Origin of the sequence: Blautia sp. BIOML-A1, assembly GCF_009883055.1 — a bacterium.
GTDB lineage: Bacteria > Bacillota > Clostridia > Lachnospirales > Lachnospiraceae > Blautia_A.
In genome coordinates, this window is the sequence record NZ_WWVR01000035.1 from 1 (window position 1) to 16771 (window position 16771).

At 44.8% G+C, this 16771-nt stretch carries 14 protein-coding genes and 2 tRNA genes; 2 read left to right on the forward strand and 14 right to left on the reverse strand.

Going from position 1 to position 16771, the window contains the following annotated elements:
• Positions 1–178: 178 nt before the first annotated feature.
• The 8 genes from GT674_RS13670 to tsaE form a co-directional block, all read right to left on the reverse strand.
• A tRNA-Ser gene (locus GT674_RS13670) sits at positions 179–268 on the reverse strand.
• 123 nt (positions 269–391) lie between these two features.
• Positions 392–477 (reverse strand) — tRNA-Ser (locus GT674_RS13675).
• A gap of 84 nt (positions 478–561) precedes the next feature.
• Complete coding sequence (ispD, locus tag GT674_RS13680; RefSeq protein WP_161286214.1) at positions 562–1269, reverse strand: 2-C-methyl-D-erythritol 4-phosphate cytidylyltransferase; 708 nt, start codon at positions 1267–1269, stop codon at positions 562–564.
• Positions 1270–1293: 24 nt separating this feature from the next.
• Positions 1294–2313 carry a tRNA (adenosine(37)-N6)-threonylcarbamoyltransferase complex transferase subunit TsaD gene (gene tsaD, locus GT674_RS13685; protein ID WP_161286215.1) on the reverse strand — a complete coding sequence of 340 codons (1020 nt, stop codon included), beginning with the start codon at positions 2311–2313 and terminating at the stop codon, positions 1294–1296.
• Positions 2314–2325: 12 nt separating this feature from the next.
• Positions 2326–3237, reverse strand: a complete 912-nt coding sequence (locus tag GT674_RS13690; protein ID WP_161286216.1) for a ribonuclease Z — start codon at positions 3235–3237, stop codon at positions 2326–2328.
• Positions 3238–3260: 23 nt separating this feature from the next.
• Positions 3261–3695, reverse strand: coding sequence for a ribosomal protein S18-alanine N-acetyltransferase (rimI, locus tag GT674_RS13695; RefSeq protein WP_161286217.1), 435 nt, complete (start codon positions 3693–3695; stop codon positions 3261–3263).
• Entirely contained in the window at positions 3692–4429 is a 738-nt protein-coding gene (gene tsaB / locus GT674_RS13700) for a tRNA (adenosine(37)-N6)-threonylcarbamoyltransferase complex dimerization subunit type 1 TsaB (protein WP_161286218.1), read from the reverse strand. Before tsaB ends, rimI begins: the two co-directional genes overlap by 4 nt.
• A gap of 31 nt (positions 4430–4460) precedes the next feature.
• Complete coding sequence (gene tsaE, locus GT674_RS13705) at positions 4461–4892, reverse strand: tRNA (adenosine(37)-N6)-threonylcarbamoyltransferase complex ATPase subunit type 1 TsaE (protein WP_161286219.1); 432 nt, start codon at positions 4890–4892, stop codon at positions 4461–4463.
• Positions 4893–4986: 94 nt separating this feature from the next.
• On the opposite strand from tsaE, the gene GT674_RS13710 reads away from it, so the two are divergent.
• Positions 4987–5511 carry a peptidylprolyl isomerase gene (locus GT674_RS13710; protein ID WP_161286220.1) on the forward strand — a complete coding sequence of 175 codons (525 nt, stop codon included), beginning with the start codon at positions 4987–4989 and terminating at the stop codon, positions 5509–5511.
• 69 nt (positions 5512–5580) lie between these two features.
• On the opposite strand, the gene GT674_RS13715 is transcribed toward GT674_RS13710, so the two are convergent.
• The 6 genes from GT674_RS13715 to ftsH all read right to left on the reverse strand — a co-directional run bounded on the left by GT674_RS13715 (position 5581) and on the right by ftsH (position 15124).
• A complete protein-coding gene (locus GT674_RS13715) occupies positions 5581–6234 on the reverse strand; it encodes a YigZ family protein (protein ID WP_161286221.1) in 654 nt (217 codons plus the stop codon).
• 115 nt (positions 6235–6349) lie between these two features.
• Entirely contained in the window at positions 6350–9028 is a 2679-nt protein-coding gene (locus tag GT674_RS13720) for a PBP1A family penicillin-binding protein (protein ID WP_161286222.1), read from the reverse strand.
• Between the two features lie 176 nt (positions 9029–9204).
• Complete coding sequence (locus GT674_RS13725; RefSeq protein ID WP_161286223.1) at positions 9205–10140, reverse strand: ROK family glucokinase; 936 nt, start codon at positions 10138–10140, stop codon at positions 9205–9207.
• A gap of 44 nt (positions 10141–10184) precedes the next feature.
• Complete coding sequence (gene hprK, locus GT674_RS13730) at positions 10185–11117, reverse strand: HPr(Ser) kinase/phosphatase (protein ID WP_161286224.1); 933 nt, start codon at positions 11115–11117, stop codon at positions 10185–10187.
• A gap of 47 nt (positions 11118–11164) precedes the next feature.
• A complete protein-coding gene (gene uvrC / locus GT674_RS13735; RefSeq protein WP_161286225.1) occupies positions 11165–13036 on the reverse strand; it encodes an excinuclease ABC subunit UvrC in 1872 nt (623 codons plus the stop codon).
• A 12-nt stretch (positions 13037–13048) separates the two neighbouring features.
• Positions 13049–15124: an ATP-dependent zinc metalloprotease FtsH gene (ftsH, locus tag GT674_RS13740; RefSeq protein WP_243149132.1), complete on the reverse strand. Its 2076-nt coding sequence runs from the start codon at positions 15122–15124 to the stop codon at positions 13049–13051.
• Between the two features lie 153 nt (positions 15125–15277).
• On the opposite strand from ftsH, the gene GT674_RS13745 reads away from it, so the two are divergent.
• Positions 15278–16756: a DUF1846 domain-containing protein gene (locus GT674_RS13745; protein ID WP_161286226.1), complete on the forward strand. Its 1479-nt coding sequence runs from the start codon at positions 15278–15280 to the stop codon at positions 16754–16756.
• Positions 16757–16771: the final 15 nt, after the last annotated feature.

Sequence of the window (16771 nt, forward strand, 5' to 3'; positions counted from 1 at the left end):
CATTCTATTGAATGATGATTCGTTAAGAATTTTCGAGAATCGTATGTGTTTCACTGTTTAGTTATCAAGGTTCTTTGCTGTTATCTCTCAGACAGCTTGTTTATTGTATCTTATTCTCAACTATTTGTCAAGAACTTTTTTAACTTTTTCAAAACTTTTTATTTAAGAAGTTTTGAAACGGAGAAGGAGGGATTTGAACCCTCGCGCCGCTATTAACGACCTACTCCCTTTCCAGGGGAGCCCCTTCGGCCAGCTTGGGTACTTCTCCAAATTGCCCTACACAATTGTTTTTTCGCTCCGTTTTACCAGAAGCGTTTTATATTATATCGTGTCATTTCTTGTTTGTCAAGAACTTTTTTAACTTTTTTTGCAAGTTTTTATTCTTAACAAGCGGAGAGAGTGGGATTCGAACCCACGCGCCCTTGCGGACAAACGGTTTTCAAGACCGCCTCGTTATGACCGCTTCGATATCTCTCCATATATATTTCTTTGTTTTTTGCGCTTCTCTGTCAGCGCAAGACATATTCTATCATCGAATGTTTCTCCTGTCAACACCTAATTTTACATTTTTTTATATTTTTTCAAAAAAGTTTCTGCAATGTCGAGATCTTCTGGTGTTGTGATCTTGATATTCTGATAAGAGCCCTCTACCAGGCGGATTCTGACCCCCGATTCCTGTTCTACTACCATGGCATCATCTGTAACTCCGGTCATATCTTTTCTTCGTAGGCTCTCATGTGCCGATCTGATCAGCGAATAGGCAAAAATCTGAGGTGTCTGAACAGACCATACCCTGCTGCGGTCCGGTGTTGACTGAACAAACCCCTCTTTATCTGAAATTTTGATTGTATCCTTGGACGGCATTCCAATTGCGCAGGCTCCTGTCTCCTGCACGCCAAAAACGCCCCTTTCCAACATTGCTTCTGTTACAAACGGTCTTGCTCCATCATGTATAAAAACATAATCACAGTCCTCGCAGGCAAGAAGTCCCTGATAGACGGAATCGTATCGTTCCTTTCCGCCGGCGATCACCTTTGTCACTTTTGTAAAATTGTAGCGTTCCACAATTTCCTTTTTACAATAGGAAATCATTTCCTCTCCGGTTACCAGAATAATATCCTGTATCAGAGGACTTTTCTGAAAACACTCCAGTGAATAATACAGTACCGGTCTATGATCAATTTCCAGAAACTGTTTCTGAATCCTGCTATTCATCCTTTTACTCTGACCTGCTGCCAGAACAATTGCTGTATTTTTCTCCTGTTTCATAATAAGTCCTCCATAACTGTTGTTTTATCTCTCTCCCAGTCTGAGATTCGGCACTGCATTCAGATTCCAGCCATGACGGGTGCCCTTTTTGTATTCATAATATGCTGCCACACCGATCATCGCCGCATTGTCTGTACAGAAAATTGGTGACGGACGGTAAAACTTGTATCCATGCTTACTGCATGCCTCTTCCATCGCCGCACGAAGAGTTCCATTCGACGCTACTCCTCCTGCTATTGCGATCTTATCCATATGATAGTCCCTGGCAGCCTGCATAGTATGTTCCACAAGCACATCTACGACTGCTTTCTGAAAAGACGCGGCCAGATCTGCACGGTTTACCTCTTCGCCCTTCATCTGTGCCTGATTCAGATAATTCAATACTGCTGATTTCACTCCACTGAAGCTGAAATCATACGGACAATCCCCAATTTTAGCCCTGGGAAAAACAATAGCATCCGGATTTCCTTCTTTTGATAAGTTGTCTATCTTCGGACCGCCCGGATAGCCCAGCCCGATCGCACGGGCCACTTTATCAAAAGCTTCTCCCGCCGCATCGTCTCTTGTACGTCCGAGGATTTCAAATTCCCCATAATCTTTGACAATAACCAGATGTGTGTGACCGCCTGAAACAATCAGACACAAAAACGGCGGTTCCAGATCCGGATGTTCTATATAATTTGCGGAAACATGTCCTTCAATATGATGTACACCCACAAGAGGAAGTTTTTTCGCATATGCAATTGCCTTTGCTTCTGCCACGCCTACAAGAAGTGCACCCACAAGTCCCGGTCCATAAGTAACTCCGATCGCATCCAGATCATCCAGCGTCACGTCCGCTTCCTTAAGAGCTTCCTCGATCACCTGGTTTACCTTCTCAATATGCTTACGAGAAGCGATTTCCGGCACAACTCCTCCATATAATTTATGAAGTTCTATCTGCGACGATATCACATTGGATAAAATAGTCCTGCCGTTTTTTACTACGGAGGCTGCTGTCTCATCGCAGGAGCTTTCTATTGCAAGAATTAATGTATCTTCCATAATAAGGCACCTCTAGTCTTCTTCAAAATTCAATTCTACGCTTTTGCCATCTTTACCAGGATATGCATTCGGAAAAATCCCTCTTACCATATCCATATATTCATCCGGTCGGATCAGCGAAGGGCTGAAATGCGTCAGCCACATTTCTCCAACCTCCGCATCCCTTGCAAGCGTCGCTGCTTCTCTGAACATCATATGCTTGTAACCCTTTGCCTTTTCAATCTTTTCATCCTCCGCATACATTCCCTCACAGATAAAGAGATCTGACCCCTTTGCATTGCGCAAAATAGACTCTGTTGGTCTGGTATCTGTAGTATAGGTGACTTTAATCCCCTTTCGCTCTGGTCCAAGCACCATATCAGGTGTATAAACAATACCGTCTTCTTCTATCGTCTGTCCCTTCTGCAGCGGATTCCAGAATTTCAGAGGGATTCCCTGATCTCTGGCACGTTCCGGTGAAAACCTGCCCTGACGCAGAATCTCAAGTGTATAGCCATAGCAGATCACATTATGATTCACTCTGAACGCTGTAATCCTGTAGCCATTAATTTCTATCACTTCTTCTGGTTTCGTAATCTCGATAAACTTGATCTCAAAAGGAAGTTCCGGTGCGATCACGCGAAGTGCATTCACAACCCGCTCCAGTCCTTTTGGTCCGATAAGGGTAAGCGGCTCACTTCGATCTGCATTGCCCATTGTAAGAAGAAGCCCCGGAAGTCCACTGATATGATCCCCATGATAATGAGTAAAGCAGATCACATCAATAGGTTTAAAACTCCATCCCTTTTCCTTCACCGCCACCTGTGTTCCCTCTCCACAGTCGATCAGCAGGCTGCTTCCGTTATATCTGGTCATAAGAGCGGTCAGCCAGCGTCTTGGAAGCGGCATCATTCCTCCGGTTCCAAGTAAACAAACATCTAACATATTTTTCCTCGTTTTCTATTCCATTATTGTTTCTTTGTCATAAGAACCGCATTTTCCTGCGGGTCAGTATAATAATTTTTGCGAAGTCCATCCTCCAGAAAGCCCAGTCTCTGATAGAGTCTGCGGGCACTTCCATTGCCCTCCCGTACTTCGAGGTGAACCAGATGGATTCCCTGTGCTTCCGCCAGCATGAGCATGCTGTTTACCAGAAAGTAGCCAATCCCTTCCTTTTGACGATCTCTGCATACCGCTACATTGAGGATGTCTCCCTCATCCAGTACTGTCTGCATACTACAGTATCCAAGAATCCTGTTCTTTTCTTCTGCTACAAAAAACATCGTGTCCTCTCTTGTCAGAAAAGTAAACATTCCTTCTTTAGTCCACGGCATGGCAAAAAGATCTGTCTCAATCTCCATGACCTGATCCAGATCTTCTGTCAGCATCTCCCGGAAAGTCATATCTGTTCTCCGGACTGTGCCGCCTCCCGCTCCTTCTTCTGTCGTTCTTCACGTTCGCGCTCTGCCTGTGATACACGCAGATAATCCGGAATATGCTCCATTGCTGTCTGTGTTCTTCCTTCTTTATAATAAATAAGTCCAAGTGCTGCAACCGCTGCCGCTCTCTGCTTATTCACATGTGCAGGAGCAAAAGAATACGGCACATTCAGTTTCTCAGCTATCATATCCGCAAAAACCGGCACTCCGTCTCCGAGAAATGTCACTGGCTGCTGGTATTCATTCAGCTTCCTGATCATTTCTTCCATCGGCACAGCCATCTGGTCCTCCACTGTCACAAGTCTGTGCTCCTCAAAGCGGTAGATTCCTGTGTAAACCTGTCTTCTCCTCGCATCCATGATCGGACAGATCAGTCCGTCTGTGTCATACAGATTATAGGCAAGACCCTCTACAGTCGGAACCGCTATCAGCGGTTTCTTAAGAGCAAGGCCAAGCCCCTTCGCTGTTGCTGAACCGATACGAAGTCCAGTAAAAGATCCCGGACCTGCTGCTACTGCAATCGCATCGATCGTATTCAGATCAAGCTCTGTCATTTTGGCAATCTCATCCAACATTGGAAGTAATGTCTGCGAATGTGTTTTTTTGTAATTTACTGTATATTCTGCTACCAGAATATCATCTTCTACAACAGCTACAGAGGCTACAATCCCCGAACTGTCAAGACCTAAAATTTTCATGTTTTTCTCCTCAATCCGAAATCTTAATTTCTTATGACTCCAGCCCTGCAATCGTAATACGTCGATAATCAAAGCCTTTAGAAAGATCTTTCTCAATGGTTATGGAAATCCTGTCCTCTGGCAAAATTTCCTCTATAAGTTCTGCCCATTCAATCAGACATATTCCCCCGCCAAAAAAGTAGTCATCATAACCGATCTCTTCCATTTCTTCAATATCGCCGATCCTATATACATCAAAATGATAAAACGGAAGTCTGCCCTCCTCATACACCTGTACGATCGTAAACGTAGGACTGTTTACCGGTTCTGTAATTCCCAGTCCCGCAGCTACTCCCTGTGTAAATACAGTCTTTCCGACTCCCAGATCACCAGTCAGTGTATAGACCTGTCCGGGTTTTGCATTTCTTCCGATCTCCTGTCCGAGGGCAAATGTTTCCTCCGGATTTTTCGTTTCTATTATCACGCAAATCACCTTTTTCCTTGCAGAATTGTTCTTTGCATATTATAATAGAGCCCACAAAGAAAAACAATACTTTTTGCAAAAGGAGATCATGATTATGGCAAATAAAAATCCGATCGTAACCATTACTATGGAAAACGGCGACGTAATGAAAGCTGAATTATATCCGGAAATCGCACCAAACACTGTCAATAACTTTATCAGTCTTGTAAAGAATGGCTTCTATGACGGACTGATCTTCCATCGTGTCATCAACGGCTTTATGATCCAGGGAGGATGCCCGGATGGAACCGGAATGGGTGGCCCTGGATACAGCATCAAGGGTGAATTTGCCCAGAATGGTGTTGCAAACGATCTTGCTCATACACCTGGTGTTCTTTCCATGGCAAGAGCAATGCATCCAAACTCCGGAGGAAGCCAGTTCTTCATTATGCACAAAGCTGCTCCACATCTTGACGGAAGCTACGCTGCCTTCGGAAAGATCATCGAGGGCATGGATGTTGTGAATAAAATTGCCGAGACAGAAACTGATTTCAGGGATCGTCCTCTGGATGAGCAGGAAATCAAATCTATGACTGTTGATACCTTCGGTGTAGAATATCCAGAACCGGAGAAATGTTGATCTGATGTTATAAAGTAAAAAAGCTGGGACATGCTTCTGCGTGCACCCAACTTTTTTATTGCCTTAATATCAGTCCTCAAAGGTAAGAACATCTCCGTTTACCTTTGCAAAATATAGTTCCTTTTCCTTTTCCATTACAGCTCTGCCGTTCGTTCCTTCTGTGATGGCTTTCTGTACCGCATCCGTTTCAGAATTTGGAACCAGAAGTTTCAAAACCACTTTATCTGTATATTCACTGTCCAGCATCGGAATCTGGCGTTCTCCGGCAATATACTGGATTTTTCCGATTCCAGTATAATCTGTTGTTACTTTAAGAGAAATCCCCTTTTTCTTCTCGATCAGAAGGCTTTCGGAAAGCCCCTCCTGTACAGCTTTGGAATACGCTCTGACCAGTCCTCCTGTTCCGAGAAGTACACCTCCAAAATATCTTGTCACGACCACCGCAATATTATAAATATCTTCTCCCAGAATAACATCAAGCATCGGACGCCCTGCGGTTCCTGACGGTTCTCCATCATCACTGCATCTTGTATATTCTCTGTTCCTTCCGACAGAGTATGCATAACAATTATGTCTTGCATCCCAATATTGTTTGCGCATTTCCTCCAGAAAAGCCAATGCCTCTTCTTCATTTCTGACTGGACGCACTGTCGCTATAAAACGTGATTTTTTCTCAATAATTTCTCCTGTACCGCCCTCCAGCACAGTTTTGTATTGCTCCATTTCATTCCCTCCCTGCCTGTACAACACAGGCTGCGACCATCCTGCCAGATGATTGCAGCCTGCTGCTGTTTTATACTTGTAACTGTTCAGTACCCTCGCAGTTACTCATGTTTTACTATTCTTCGGCATCGCCGCCAGTGGAATCTCCACCTTCGTCTCCTCCAGGGTTTCCTCCTTCATCGCCACCGCCGGTATTATCTCCTCCACTTTCGTCTCCTCCGGTACTATCTCCTCCACCTTCGTTTCCTCCGGTATTGTCTCCGGTATTATCTCCTGTGTTATCTCCGGTGTTGTCTCCAGTGGAATCTCCGGTATTGTCTCCGGTATTGTCTCCGGTATTATCTCCGGTATTGTCCGTCTGCGTACCATCAGGATTATAGGTACCCTCTTCTGTAGTATATTCCTGCATACTGTCATTGTTATCTTCAGAATATCCATAGAAATGCTGACCACAATACTCCGTTGGAACATCACCAATATCAAAATACTCTGTGATAACCGGACAGCCTGCTCGCGGAAGGAGTCCTGTTTCTGAACAGATACTGATTTTCTCTACACTTGCCGGCATCTCAAAATCTCTGTCCGGAAGTCCCTCATGAATACGGGTCATAACTTTCTTCCAAAGATTCTTATGGAAATTCCTTGCATCTTCCGGCAGTTTCTCATTATTATCAAATCCGGACCATACTGCACAGGTATAATACGGTGTATATCCGACAAACCAAAGGTCATTGTACGCATCTGTTGTACCTGTCTTACCTGCAACTGTCATATTATCCAGCTGGCAGGCTGTACCTGTACCCTGTGTCACAACATCCTCCATCGCACTTGTCAGAAGCCATGCCGTACTTTCTTTGATCACAGAACGTCCCGCGGATGTTTTCTCGATCAGGACATTTCCATTATGATCCAGAATTTTGGTATAGTAAAGTGGTTCAATATAATTACCGCTGTTTGCAATCGTCGCATATGCCGCACACAGTTCCACGTTTGTGACGCCATTGGTCAGACCGCCAAGTGCCAGTGGAAGGTTGGCATCTGTCCACACGGTTCCATTCGCATCACGATCTGCTTCTGTGCCATGTGCCAGCGTTGTAAATCCAAAGTTATCCAGATACTGAAGGCCCAGTTCCGGTGTAACCTCTTCCAGACATTTCACAGCAACAACATTGATGGAATTCTGGATCGCCCTGCGGATTGTTGTCGTTCCGTTATAGCTTCTTGAAGCATTGTTGACCGGTGAACCATCCGGATAATTATACGGCTCATCCTCAAATGTAGTCGCAAGCGTCATGCCCTTCTCATTAAGAGCCGGTGCATATGTGGAAAGAATCTTAAATGTAGATCCCGGCTGTCTCGTTGTATCTGTTGCACGATTCAGGGTAAGACTCGCCGTCTTTTCTCCACGTCCGCCTACGATTGCTTTGACATATCCTGTATGCTGATCGATCACGCTCATGGAAGACTGTGGCTGAGGAGCAAAGCTTACACGTTCTGCAACAACAGTACTTCCATCTGCAAGAATACTCTCCTTATAACGGTCAACATAACTCTGTCCTTCTTCCTGTGAATCAAATAACAGGTCAAATTCCGGATCCTCGTTCTGGAAATAAAGCTTCAGCATTTCTTTGCTGTAGTTCTCTTCCTCTCCCTGCGGATTCTTGACTGTAAGAGCATAGTCCAGCGCATACTGGACATAATCCGGGTAATTTGACGGATCTGCATATTCCTCATCAAGAATCTTCTGGATCTGTGAATCCTGTGTTGTATAAATACTCAGACCGCCACTGTATACCAGATTCTGTGCCTGCGTTCTTGTGTAACCTTTAATATTCATCAGGTCATTGATCACCTGATCAATAAGCTCATCCTCAAAATAGGTATATACTGTATTTTCAGTATCTGAATTCATGATCTGTGCATCCCGAATACGAGAATATACATCGTCATTTATTACCTCATCGTACTGAGTCTGTGTGATATAACCCTGAGTGATCATATGATCCAGAACTTCCTTACGTCTCTTGGCATTTTCCTGCGGATGCTCAATCGGATTAAACTGTGTAGGATTCTGTGTAATGCCTGCCAGAGTTGCACTCTCTGAAAGATTCAGATCCCAGACGTCTTTGTTGAAATATTTCCTTGCAGCAGCCTGTACACCATAAGTTCCCGCCCCAAGGTTGATGGTATTCAGATAATTTTCAAGAATGACATTCTTATCATTGATCTTCTTTTCGATTTCTACTGCGAGATACTGCTCCTGGATCTTACGGGTAAAACGCTCAAGCCAGGTAGATTCATTTGTCCAGTTGGTAAAGACATTGTTCTTAAGAAGCTGCTGTGTGATTGTACTGGCACCCTCAGAAAGATCTCCTGAAGTAATATTCTTCACAAACGCACGAAGAATTCCCCTAACATCAATTCCATTATGCTCATAAAAACGCTCGTCCTCTATCGCAACTACTGCATGCTGCAGATCTGTCGGAATCTGATCAATGGAAACCGGCAGACGGTTGGAGCTCGGTGCTGTTAATTTACGAAGCTGATTGCCATCACCATCATACAAAAAAGTCGCATAACCCAATGGTGAGATATCCACATCATTCACATCGGGAGCATTGTCTATAATTCCCCGAAAAGCGCCGATTCCTACGCAGCCAACAGCCACACAGATGGTGATCAGTACTGCAAACAAAACTCTGATAAATGAGACATGTGCCCGCTTGCCCATCATCGCAGTACGGGATATCAGAGAATTCCGCTTTCTGGAAACTGATTTTTTTCCGTAATTCATGGTTTTCCTCCTTTACAGTCCGTTTTATTATAACAAATACAGAATCGTAAATAAAGCCCCAATTAAAAACTTCACATTTTCTTCCAAAAGTATTATTTTTTTAGAAAAAAGGGAAGAAATCCTCGTAAAAAGATCTCTTCCCTTTAAGTTCAGTTCAAAATATGTATATCCTGTTTTTAGAGAACCATTTTGGCTGCTCCATAAATTCCTGCATCATTTCCAAGTGTTGCAAGAACGATCGGTGTCTCCTTGCAGGATGAAAATGCATATCTCTGATAATATTTTTCGATGCAGTCGATCAGCGGCTGTCCTGCTTTTGACACACCACCGCCAATAACAATTGCCTCTGGATCAACAACCGTTGTAAATCCTGCGATAGCACCTCCGAGAAGATCGCCTACATATTCCATAATACGGACAGCCACTGCATCCCCTGCCTTGAACGCATCCAGAACATCTTTGGCTGTAATATTCTGAAGTTCTCTTAAAGTACTGTCATCTTCTGATGCTGCCAGCACTCTTCCTGCCACACGTACGATTCCTGTCGCTGAAGCATACTGCTCCAGACATCCGTGATTTCCGCAGTTACATTTCTCTTCTTCACCGCGGACAACAAGAGCATGACCGATCTCACCACCGGCACCATGAGAACCTGCAAGGATCTTACCATTGATAATAATTCCTCCGCCAACACCGGTGCCGAGGGTGATCATGATTATATTCTGTGCACCTGCTGCTGCGCCCTTCCATGCCTCTCCCAGAGCTGCAACATTTGCATCATTGCCTGCCTGTGCTTTAAGACCTGTAAGATCACCTAAAATCTGCGCTACCGGCGTAAATCCCCAGTAAAGGTTTACCGCACATGCTGCCTCTCCTCTGGAGTTGATCGGTCCTGGAATTCCAATTCCAACGCCTTCCACATCTGCTTTGTCGATATTTTTTTCTGCAAGCTTTGCATTAATTGTTTCCGCAACATCCGGAAGAATATTCTGTCCGTTATTTTCCGTTCTTGTCGGGATCTCCCATTTTTCTACAAGTGTTCCGTCTGTATGGAACAGACCGCATTTTACTGAAGTGCCACCTACATCAATTCCGAAACAATATGTTTTCATTTTCGCCACTCTCTCCTGACTTTTTTATTAATATTTGCAGCGTCTTACTCTTCCCTCTTACGTGCAATGTTTGCCTGTACACGTTTGTAAAGTTCTTCAGCCGCATTATATCCCATCTTTTTCTGTCTGTGGTTTACCGCAGCAGATTCTACGATAACCGCAAGATTTCGACCAGGTCTGATCGGCAGAGAATGACACACGATCTTGTTTCCAAGATATTCTGTATACTCCTCATGCAGTCCCAGACGATCATATTCTTTGTCCCGATCCCACTCTTCCAGCTTAATGACAAGGTCTACAGACTGCGTATCCTTGACACTCTCAACACCGAACAGTGTTTTGACATCTATGATCCCGATACCTCTCAATTCAATAAAGTGTCTGGTGATGTCCGGTGCAGAGCCTACCAGCGTGACATCACTCACTTTACGGAGTTCTACCACATCATCACTTACCAGACGATGTCCTCTCTTGATCAGTTCCAGAGCCGCCTCGCTCTTACCAATACCACTCTCTCCTGTAATCAGGATTCCCTCACCATAAACATCAACAAGAACTCCATGAATAGAAATACATGGTGCAAGCTGCACACCAAGCCAGCGGATAATTTCTGCCATCAGACTGGATGTTGTTCTCTCTGTTACAAACGTCGGCACATTATACTTGATAGCCATATCGATCATATCCTGAGATGGTTTGGTCATGGTACTGAAGATGACACACGGAATCTTGCTGGAAATAAAACGTTCATACGTCTTCATACGTTTTTCATCACTAAGCTGCATAAGATATGTGTACTCTACATATCCAATGATCTGAACACGTTCATTAGCAAAATGTTCCAGATAACCGGTAAGCTGCAGTGCAGGACGGTTAATCTCCGCGGTTATGATCCTCATGTCTGACAGATCGATCTCAGGAGTGAGATTGTTAAGATTCAGTTCCTGAATCATTTTTGTCATCAATACACCTTTCATATTATGTCTTCTCCTTTAATGTTTATATATTTCAAGTGCCCTGTTTCTCATTCGTCGGTAACACATAGGGTATCTGACCGCTGAAAAAAATCATACACCTGTTTTGCACTTCCTGCATTCATAGACTCCGTCTGTGTCAGTTCTTCCTCTGATGCATCTCTGATTGCTTCGATCGAACGAAAACGGCGCATCAGAGCCTTTCTGCGTCTCTCACCAATTCCCGGAATGTCATCCAGCACGGAATGCACCTGTTCCTTACTTCTGAGAGAACGGTGATATTCGATTGCAAATCGATGTGCCTCATCCTGAATTCTGGTAATCAGCCGAAATCCTTCACTGTTTGTATCAATCGGAATCTCTACATTATTGTAATACAGTCCTCTGGTACGATGGTTATCATCCTTTATCATTCCGCAGACCGGAATTTCTATTCCAAGCTTCTCAAGGACACCAAGTGCTATGTTGACCTGTCCGCGTCCTCCGTCCATCAGAAGAAGATCCGGCATTCTGGCAAAGCTGTCAAACTCTCCATTACTTTCATGTGTAAATCGTCTCGTCAGCACTTCTTCCATACTGGCATAATCATTCGGACCCTGAACCGATCTGATTCGAAATTTACGATAATCACTTCGCTTCGGTTTTCCTTTCTCATAGACCACCATCGAACCTACCGACTCAAATCCACTGATATTTGAAATATCAAATGCCTCCATACGGACAAGGCCCGTAAGTCCAAGCCATTCTTCCACCTCATGGACTGCACCAATCGTTCTTCCCTCTTCCCTGCGAATACGCTCACGATCCTTCTCCAGAACCATCCGTGCGTTTTCCCAGGCAAGCTCGACTATTTTTTCTTTTGTACCCTTCTTAGGAATCACAATGTGTACTTTCTGCTTTCGTCTGAAGGACAGCCATTCCTCAATCACTTCTCTGTCTTCAATATCCGTCTGCAGCATGATTTCTCTTGGTATAAACGGTGTGCCTGCATAATATTGTTTCAGAAAACTGGACAAAACCTGCGAACGTGTATCCCCTCTGGCAACCCTGAGATAGAAGTGATCTCTGCCGATCATCCTGCCGCTTCTCATAAAGAACACCTGCACAACTGCATCCTGTTCCTTAAGATCCAGGCTTTCATCCATTGCCGCAGCTATAATATCTCTGTCTTCTTCTCCGTAGGCAGTAATCTTCTGTCTCTCGCCGATCTTACGAATACTCTGTATCAGATCCCGATAACCGGCGGCATCCTCAAAACGCATTTCCTCGGAAGCTGTCATCATCTTGTCCGTAAGTTCGTCGATCGTATCCTGAAAATCCCCATTCAGAAAACGGATCACCTTCTGAATGTTTTCCCTGTATTGTTTCTGATCCACATGCCCGGTGCAGGGACCGGTACACTGTTTCATATGATAGTACAGACATGGCCGGTCCTTCCCGCAGTCACGCGGAAGGTTTCTGCTACATGATCTTACCTGATACAGTTTCCGCAGCAGCTCGATCACATCCTTGACCGCTCCGCCACTTGTATAAGGACCGAAATATCTGTTTTTGTCCTTCTTCATCTGTCTGGCAAACAGGACTCTGGGATAAGCCTCCTGCACCGTCACCTTAATAAATGGATAGCTCTTGTCATCCTTAAGCATAGTGTTATATTTCGGACGATGTTCCTTGATCAGGTTACTCTCCAGAACCAGTGCTTCCAGTTCAGAATCTGTAACAATATATTCAAATCTTGCGATGTGAGTGACCATCTGCTCGATCTTGGCTCCCTTGTTACGGCTGCTCTGAAAATACTGTCGTACACGGTTACGAAGACTGACTGCCTTGCCCACATAGATGATCGCATCCCGCTCATCGTGCATAATGTACACGCCCGGTCTTGCGGGAAGCTTCTTTAATTCTTCTTCAATCTGAAACATATCTCAGTTTCCTCAGGCCTCTGTGTTGTTTTCCTCTGCTGCTTCTGAACACTCCTCAGATATCTTCTGTTCTTCAAAAGCTGCTTCTGCTTTCTCTAAAGGCTCCTTTGAAAGGCTTACTCCGGCAGAACTGCTGGTTTCTGTCTGTTTTTCCTCTTTCCTGTCAAAATCCGGAAGTTCTTCCAGATTGTCCGGAATCTCAATTCCTCTCTCAACAGCACGAAAGATCTTCATAAATTCTTTGCCTGTGATCGTCTCTCTGCGAATCAGATAAGCGGCGATCTTGTCCAGTGCTTCTCTGTGTTCACTCAGAAGTCTCTTGGCTTCTTCATAGGAATAATGAAGGAGCTGCATCACTTCATGATCGATCTCGGTTGCTGTATCATCTCCACAGTTAAGCACCGCTCTTCCTGAAAGATACTGATTTTCCTGCGTTGCAAGTCCCATCAGGCCAAATTTCTGCGACATACCATACTGAGTGATCATCGCACGCGCAACCTTCGTGGCCTGCTCAATATCGTTGGCCGCTCCTGTCGTTACGGTGTCAAAAACAAGTTCCTCTGCCGCACGTCCTCCAAGATAACCTACCAGCATTGCCTCCAGTTCCTTCTGCGTATTAAGATATTTCTCCTCTTCCGGAACCTGCATGACATATCCGAGCGCTCCCATGGTACGCGGAACAATGGTAATCTTCTGAACCGGCTCCGCATCCTTCTGAAGTGCATTCACAAGTGCATGACCTACTTCGTGATAAGAAACAATCCTTCTCTCCTGTACACTTAAGATACGGTCCTTCTTTTCCTTACCGACCAGAACAACCTCCACAGATTCCTGAAGATCCTTCTGCGAAACAGCCCTGCGTCCGTTCTTGACTGCAAGGATTGCCGCCTCATTGATCATATTTGCAAGATCGGATCCGACTGCACCTGATGTTGCCAGTGCAATGGCATCCAGATCCACGGTTTCATCCAGCATGACGTTCTTGGCATGGACTTTGAGGATTTCCACACGCCCCTTCAGATCCGGACGATCCACAATGATACGGCGGTCAAAACGTCCCGGACGCAAGAGTGCCGGGTCCAGTACCTCCGGACGGTTCGTTGCCGCCAGGATCAGAAGTCCCTTGGAAGTATCAAATCCGTCCATCTCTGCAAGAAGCTGGTTCAGTGTCTGTTCACGTTCATCATTTCCACCGCCATATCTGGAATCACGACTCTTACCTATGGCATCAATCTCATCAATAAATACGATACATGGTGCGTTTTTCTTGGCTTCCTCAAACAAATCTCGAACTCTGGAAGCTCCGACACCAACAAACATCTCTACAAACTCAGAACCGGACAGAGAGAAGAATGGCACATTTGCTTCTCCTGCAACGGCCTTGGCAAGAAGAGTCTTACCTGTTCCCGGAGGTCCCACAAGCAGTGCGCCCTTCGGAAGCTTCGCACCAATCTGCGTATATTTGCCCGGATTGTGCAGAAAATCTACGACCTCCTGCAGAGATTCCTTCGCTTCTTCCTGTCCTGCAACATCTTTAAAAAGAACTCCTGTCTCCTTCTGGATATAAGCCTTCGCACGGCTCTTGCCGACACCCATGATTCCTCCGCCGCTTCCTTTGTTCATGCGACGCATAAAATACAGAAGCATAAAGAACAGTACTACTGTTGGAAGCAGGACGCTTATCATGGTAGAAACAAACTCGCCCATCACATCAGGCGGTTCATATTTAAAAATAATTCCCTTACCTTCCAGTCTCTCAGTCAATGCACTGGTATCCTCCATCTGATTGACCTTGTAGCTTTCTTTCTGGTAAGATTTCTGAAGTTTTGGAACGACAGTCAGCACTCCCGACTGGAGTGTCACTTCTCTGATCTGATCTTTATCTACCATCTCGATAAATTTATCGTATGTGATCTCACTGGATTTATCGCTCATCATATCTGTCACAAAACTCAGACACACTAAACTGATCAGAAGGCAGATCAAAAATCCCAGAATAGTCTGACGATTCTTGTTCGGTCCCTGATTCTTTGGGTTATTTCGGTTCGGACGATTATCATCCGGACGCTTATCCATATGATCGTTCATTCTTTTCCTCCTCTTATTATCTTCTATATTATAAAGAGATTTTCGTTATAAATCAACTGGAAAACTGTGAATGTTTGTAGTATACTAAACGCGAATGCATTTGACTAAGTTACTGCAAACTGCAGCTAAGTGTGATGGAAAGGAAATCGACAAATGAAAATTGGATTTGATAATGAAAAGTATCTGACAATGCAGTCCGAACATATCCGTGACCGTATCAGCAAATTTGACAACAAGCTTTACCTTGAATTCGGCGGAAAACTCTTTGATGATTACCACGCTTCCCGTGTTCTTCCAGGATTCGAACCAGACAGCAAGCTCCGTATGCTCATGCAGCTCAGTGACCAGGCTGAAATCGTCATCGTCATCAGTGCTGCCGATATTGACAAAAATAAAATGCGTGGTGACCTTGGAATCACCTATGACGAGGATGTGCTTCGCCTGATCGATGCTTTTACAGAGCGTGGTCTCTATGTAGGAAGCGTATGCATTACACGCTATGCCGGTCAGGAAAGTGCAATTCTTTTCAAGAACCGTCTTGCAAAGCTCGGAATTAAAGTTTACTTCCATTATAGTATCCCAGGATATCCAAGCAATATCCCTCTGATCGTAAGCGATGAAGGCTATGGAAAAAATGAATATATCGAAACATCAAGACCACTTGTGGTCATTACTGCACCCGGACCAGGAAGCGGAAAGATGGCAACCTGTCTCTCTCAGTTATACCATGAATACAAGCGTGGAGTTGCTGCCGGTTATGCCAAATTTGAGACATTCCCGATCTGGAATATTCCTCTGAAACATCCGGTCAATCTTGCATATGAGGCTGCTACTGCTGACCTGAATGATGTCAATATGATCGACCCGTTCCATCTGGAAGCCTACGGTGAAACAACTGTCAACTATAACCGTGATGTAGAAATCTTCCCTGTTCTTCAGGCTATGTTCGAAAAGATCATGGGCGACTGCCCTTATAAGTCACCTACCGATATGGGTGTCAACATGGCCGGAAACTGTATTGTTGATGACGATGTATGCTGCGAAGCTTCCCGTCAGGAGATCATTCGTCGTTACTACAAGAGCTGCGGTGCCCTTCTTACCGGCACCGGTACGGAGGAAGAGGTACGCAAAATCGAGCTTCTTCTGAAACAGGCGCATGCTTCTCTTGAGGACCGCAAAGTTGTTTCTGCAAGCCTTCAGAAAGAGCAGGAAACAGGCGGACCTGCTGCTGCTCTGGAGCTTCCTGACGGACGTATTATTTATGGTAAAACCTCTGATCTTCTCGGAGCCTCTTCCGCGCTTATTCTGAATACACTGAAAGAACTTGCCGGAATTGACCACAAACATCATGTAATCTCACCGGAGGCAATCCATCCGATCCAAGAACTCAAAACCAAATATCTCGGAAGCAGAAATCCAAGACTTCATACAGACGAGACTCTGATCGCACTCTCTGTCAGCGCGGCAAGCAATCCGGAAGCACGTCTGGCACTGGAGCAGCTTCACACCCTCAAAGGCTGTCAGGCCCATACTTCTGTCATGTTGTCTTCTGTTGATATCTGGGAATTCCGCAAACTCGGTATCGAACTGACCTGCGAACCAAAATTTGAAAAAGAAAAAAAATATCACTGACTCACAGTTTTCTGA

Excerpts from the sequence above, each read along its gene's own strand:
- ispD (WP_161286214.1), bottom strand. The coding sequence starts at position 1,269 with ATGAAACAGGAGAAAAATACAGCAATTGTTCTGGCAGCAGGTCAGAGT.
- tsaD (WP_161286215.1), bottom strand. The coding sequence starts at position 2,313 with ATGGAAGATACATTAATTCTTGCAATAGAAAGCTCCTGCGATGAGACA.
- GT674_RS13690 (WP_161286216.1), bottom strand. The coding sequence starts at position 3,237 with ATGTTAGATGTTTGTTTACTTGGAACCGGAGGAATGATGCCGCTTCCA.
- rimI (WP_161286217.1), bottom strand. The coding sequence starts at position 3,695 with ATGACTTTCCGGGAGATGCTGACAGAAGATCTGGATCAGGTCATGGAG.
- tsaB (WP_161286218.1), bottom strand. The coding sequence starts at position 4,429 with ATGAAAATTTTAGGTCTTGACAGTTCGGGGATTGTAGCCTCTGTAGCT.
- GT674_RS13710 (WP_161286220.1), top strand. The coding sequence starts at position 4,987 with ATGGCAAATAAAAATCCGATCGTAACCATTACTATGGAAAACGGCGAC.
- GT674_RS13715 (WP_161286221.1), bottom strand. The coding sequence starts at position 6,234 with ATGGAGCAATACAAAACTGTGCTGGAGGGCGGTACAGGAGAAATTATT.
- GT674_RS13720 (WP_161286222.1), bottom strand. The coding sequence starts at position 9,028 with ATGAATTACGGAAAAAAATCAGTTTCCAGAAAGCGGAATTCTCTGATA.
- GT674_RS13725 (WP_161286223.1), bottom strand. The coding sequence starts at position 10,140 with ATGAAAACATATTGTTTCGGAATTGATGTAGGTGGCACTTCAGTAAAA.
- hprK (WP_161286224.1), bottom strand. The coding sequence starts at position 11,117 with ATGAAAGGTGTATTGATGACAAAAATGATTCAGGAACTGAATCTTAAC.
- uvrC (WP_161286225.1), bottom strand. The coding sequence starts at position 13,036 with ATGTTTCAGATTGAAGAAGAATTAAAGAAGCTTCCCGCAAGACCGGGC.
- ftsH (WP_243149132.1), bottom strand. The coding sequence starts at position 15,124 with ATGAACGATCATATGGATAAGCGTCCGGATGATAATCGTCCGAACCGA.
- GT674_RS13745 (WP_161286226.1), top strand. The coding sequence starts at position 15,278 with ATGAAAATTGGATTTGATAATGAAAAGTATCTGACAATGCAGTCCGAA.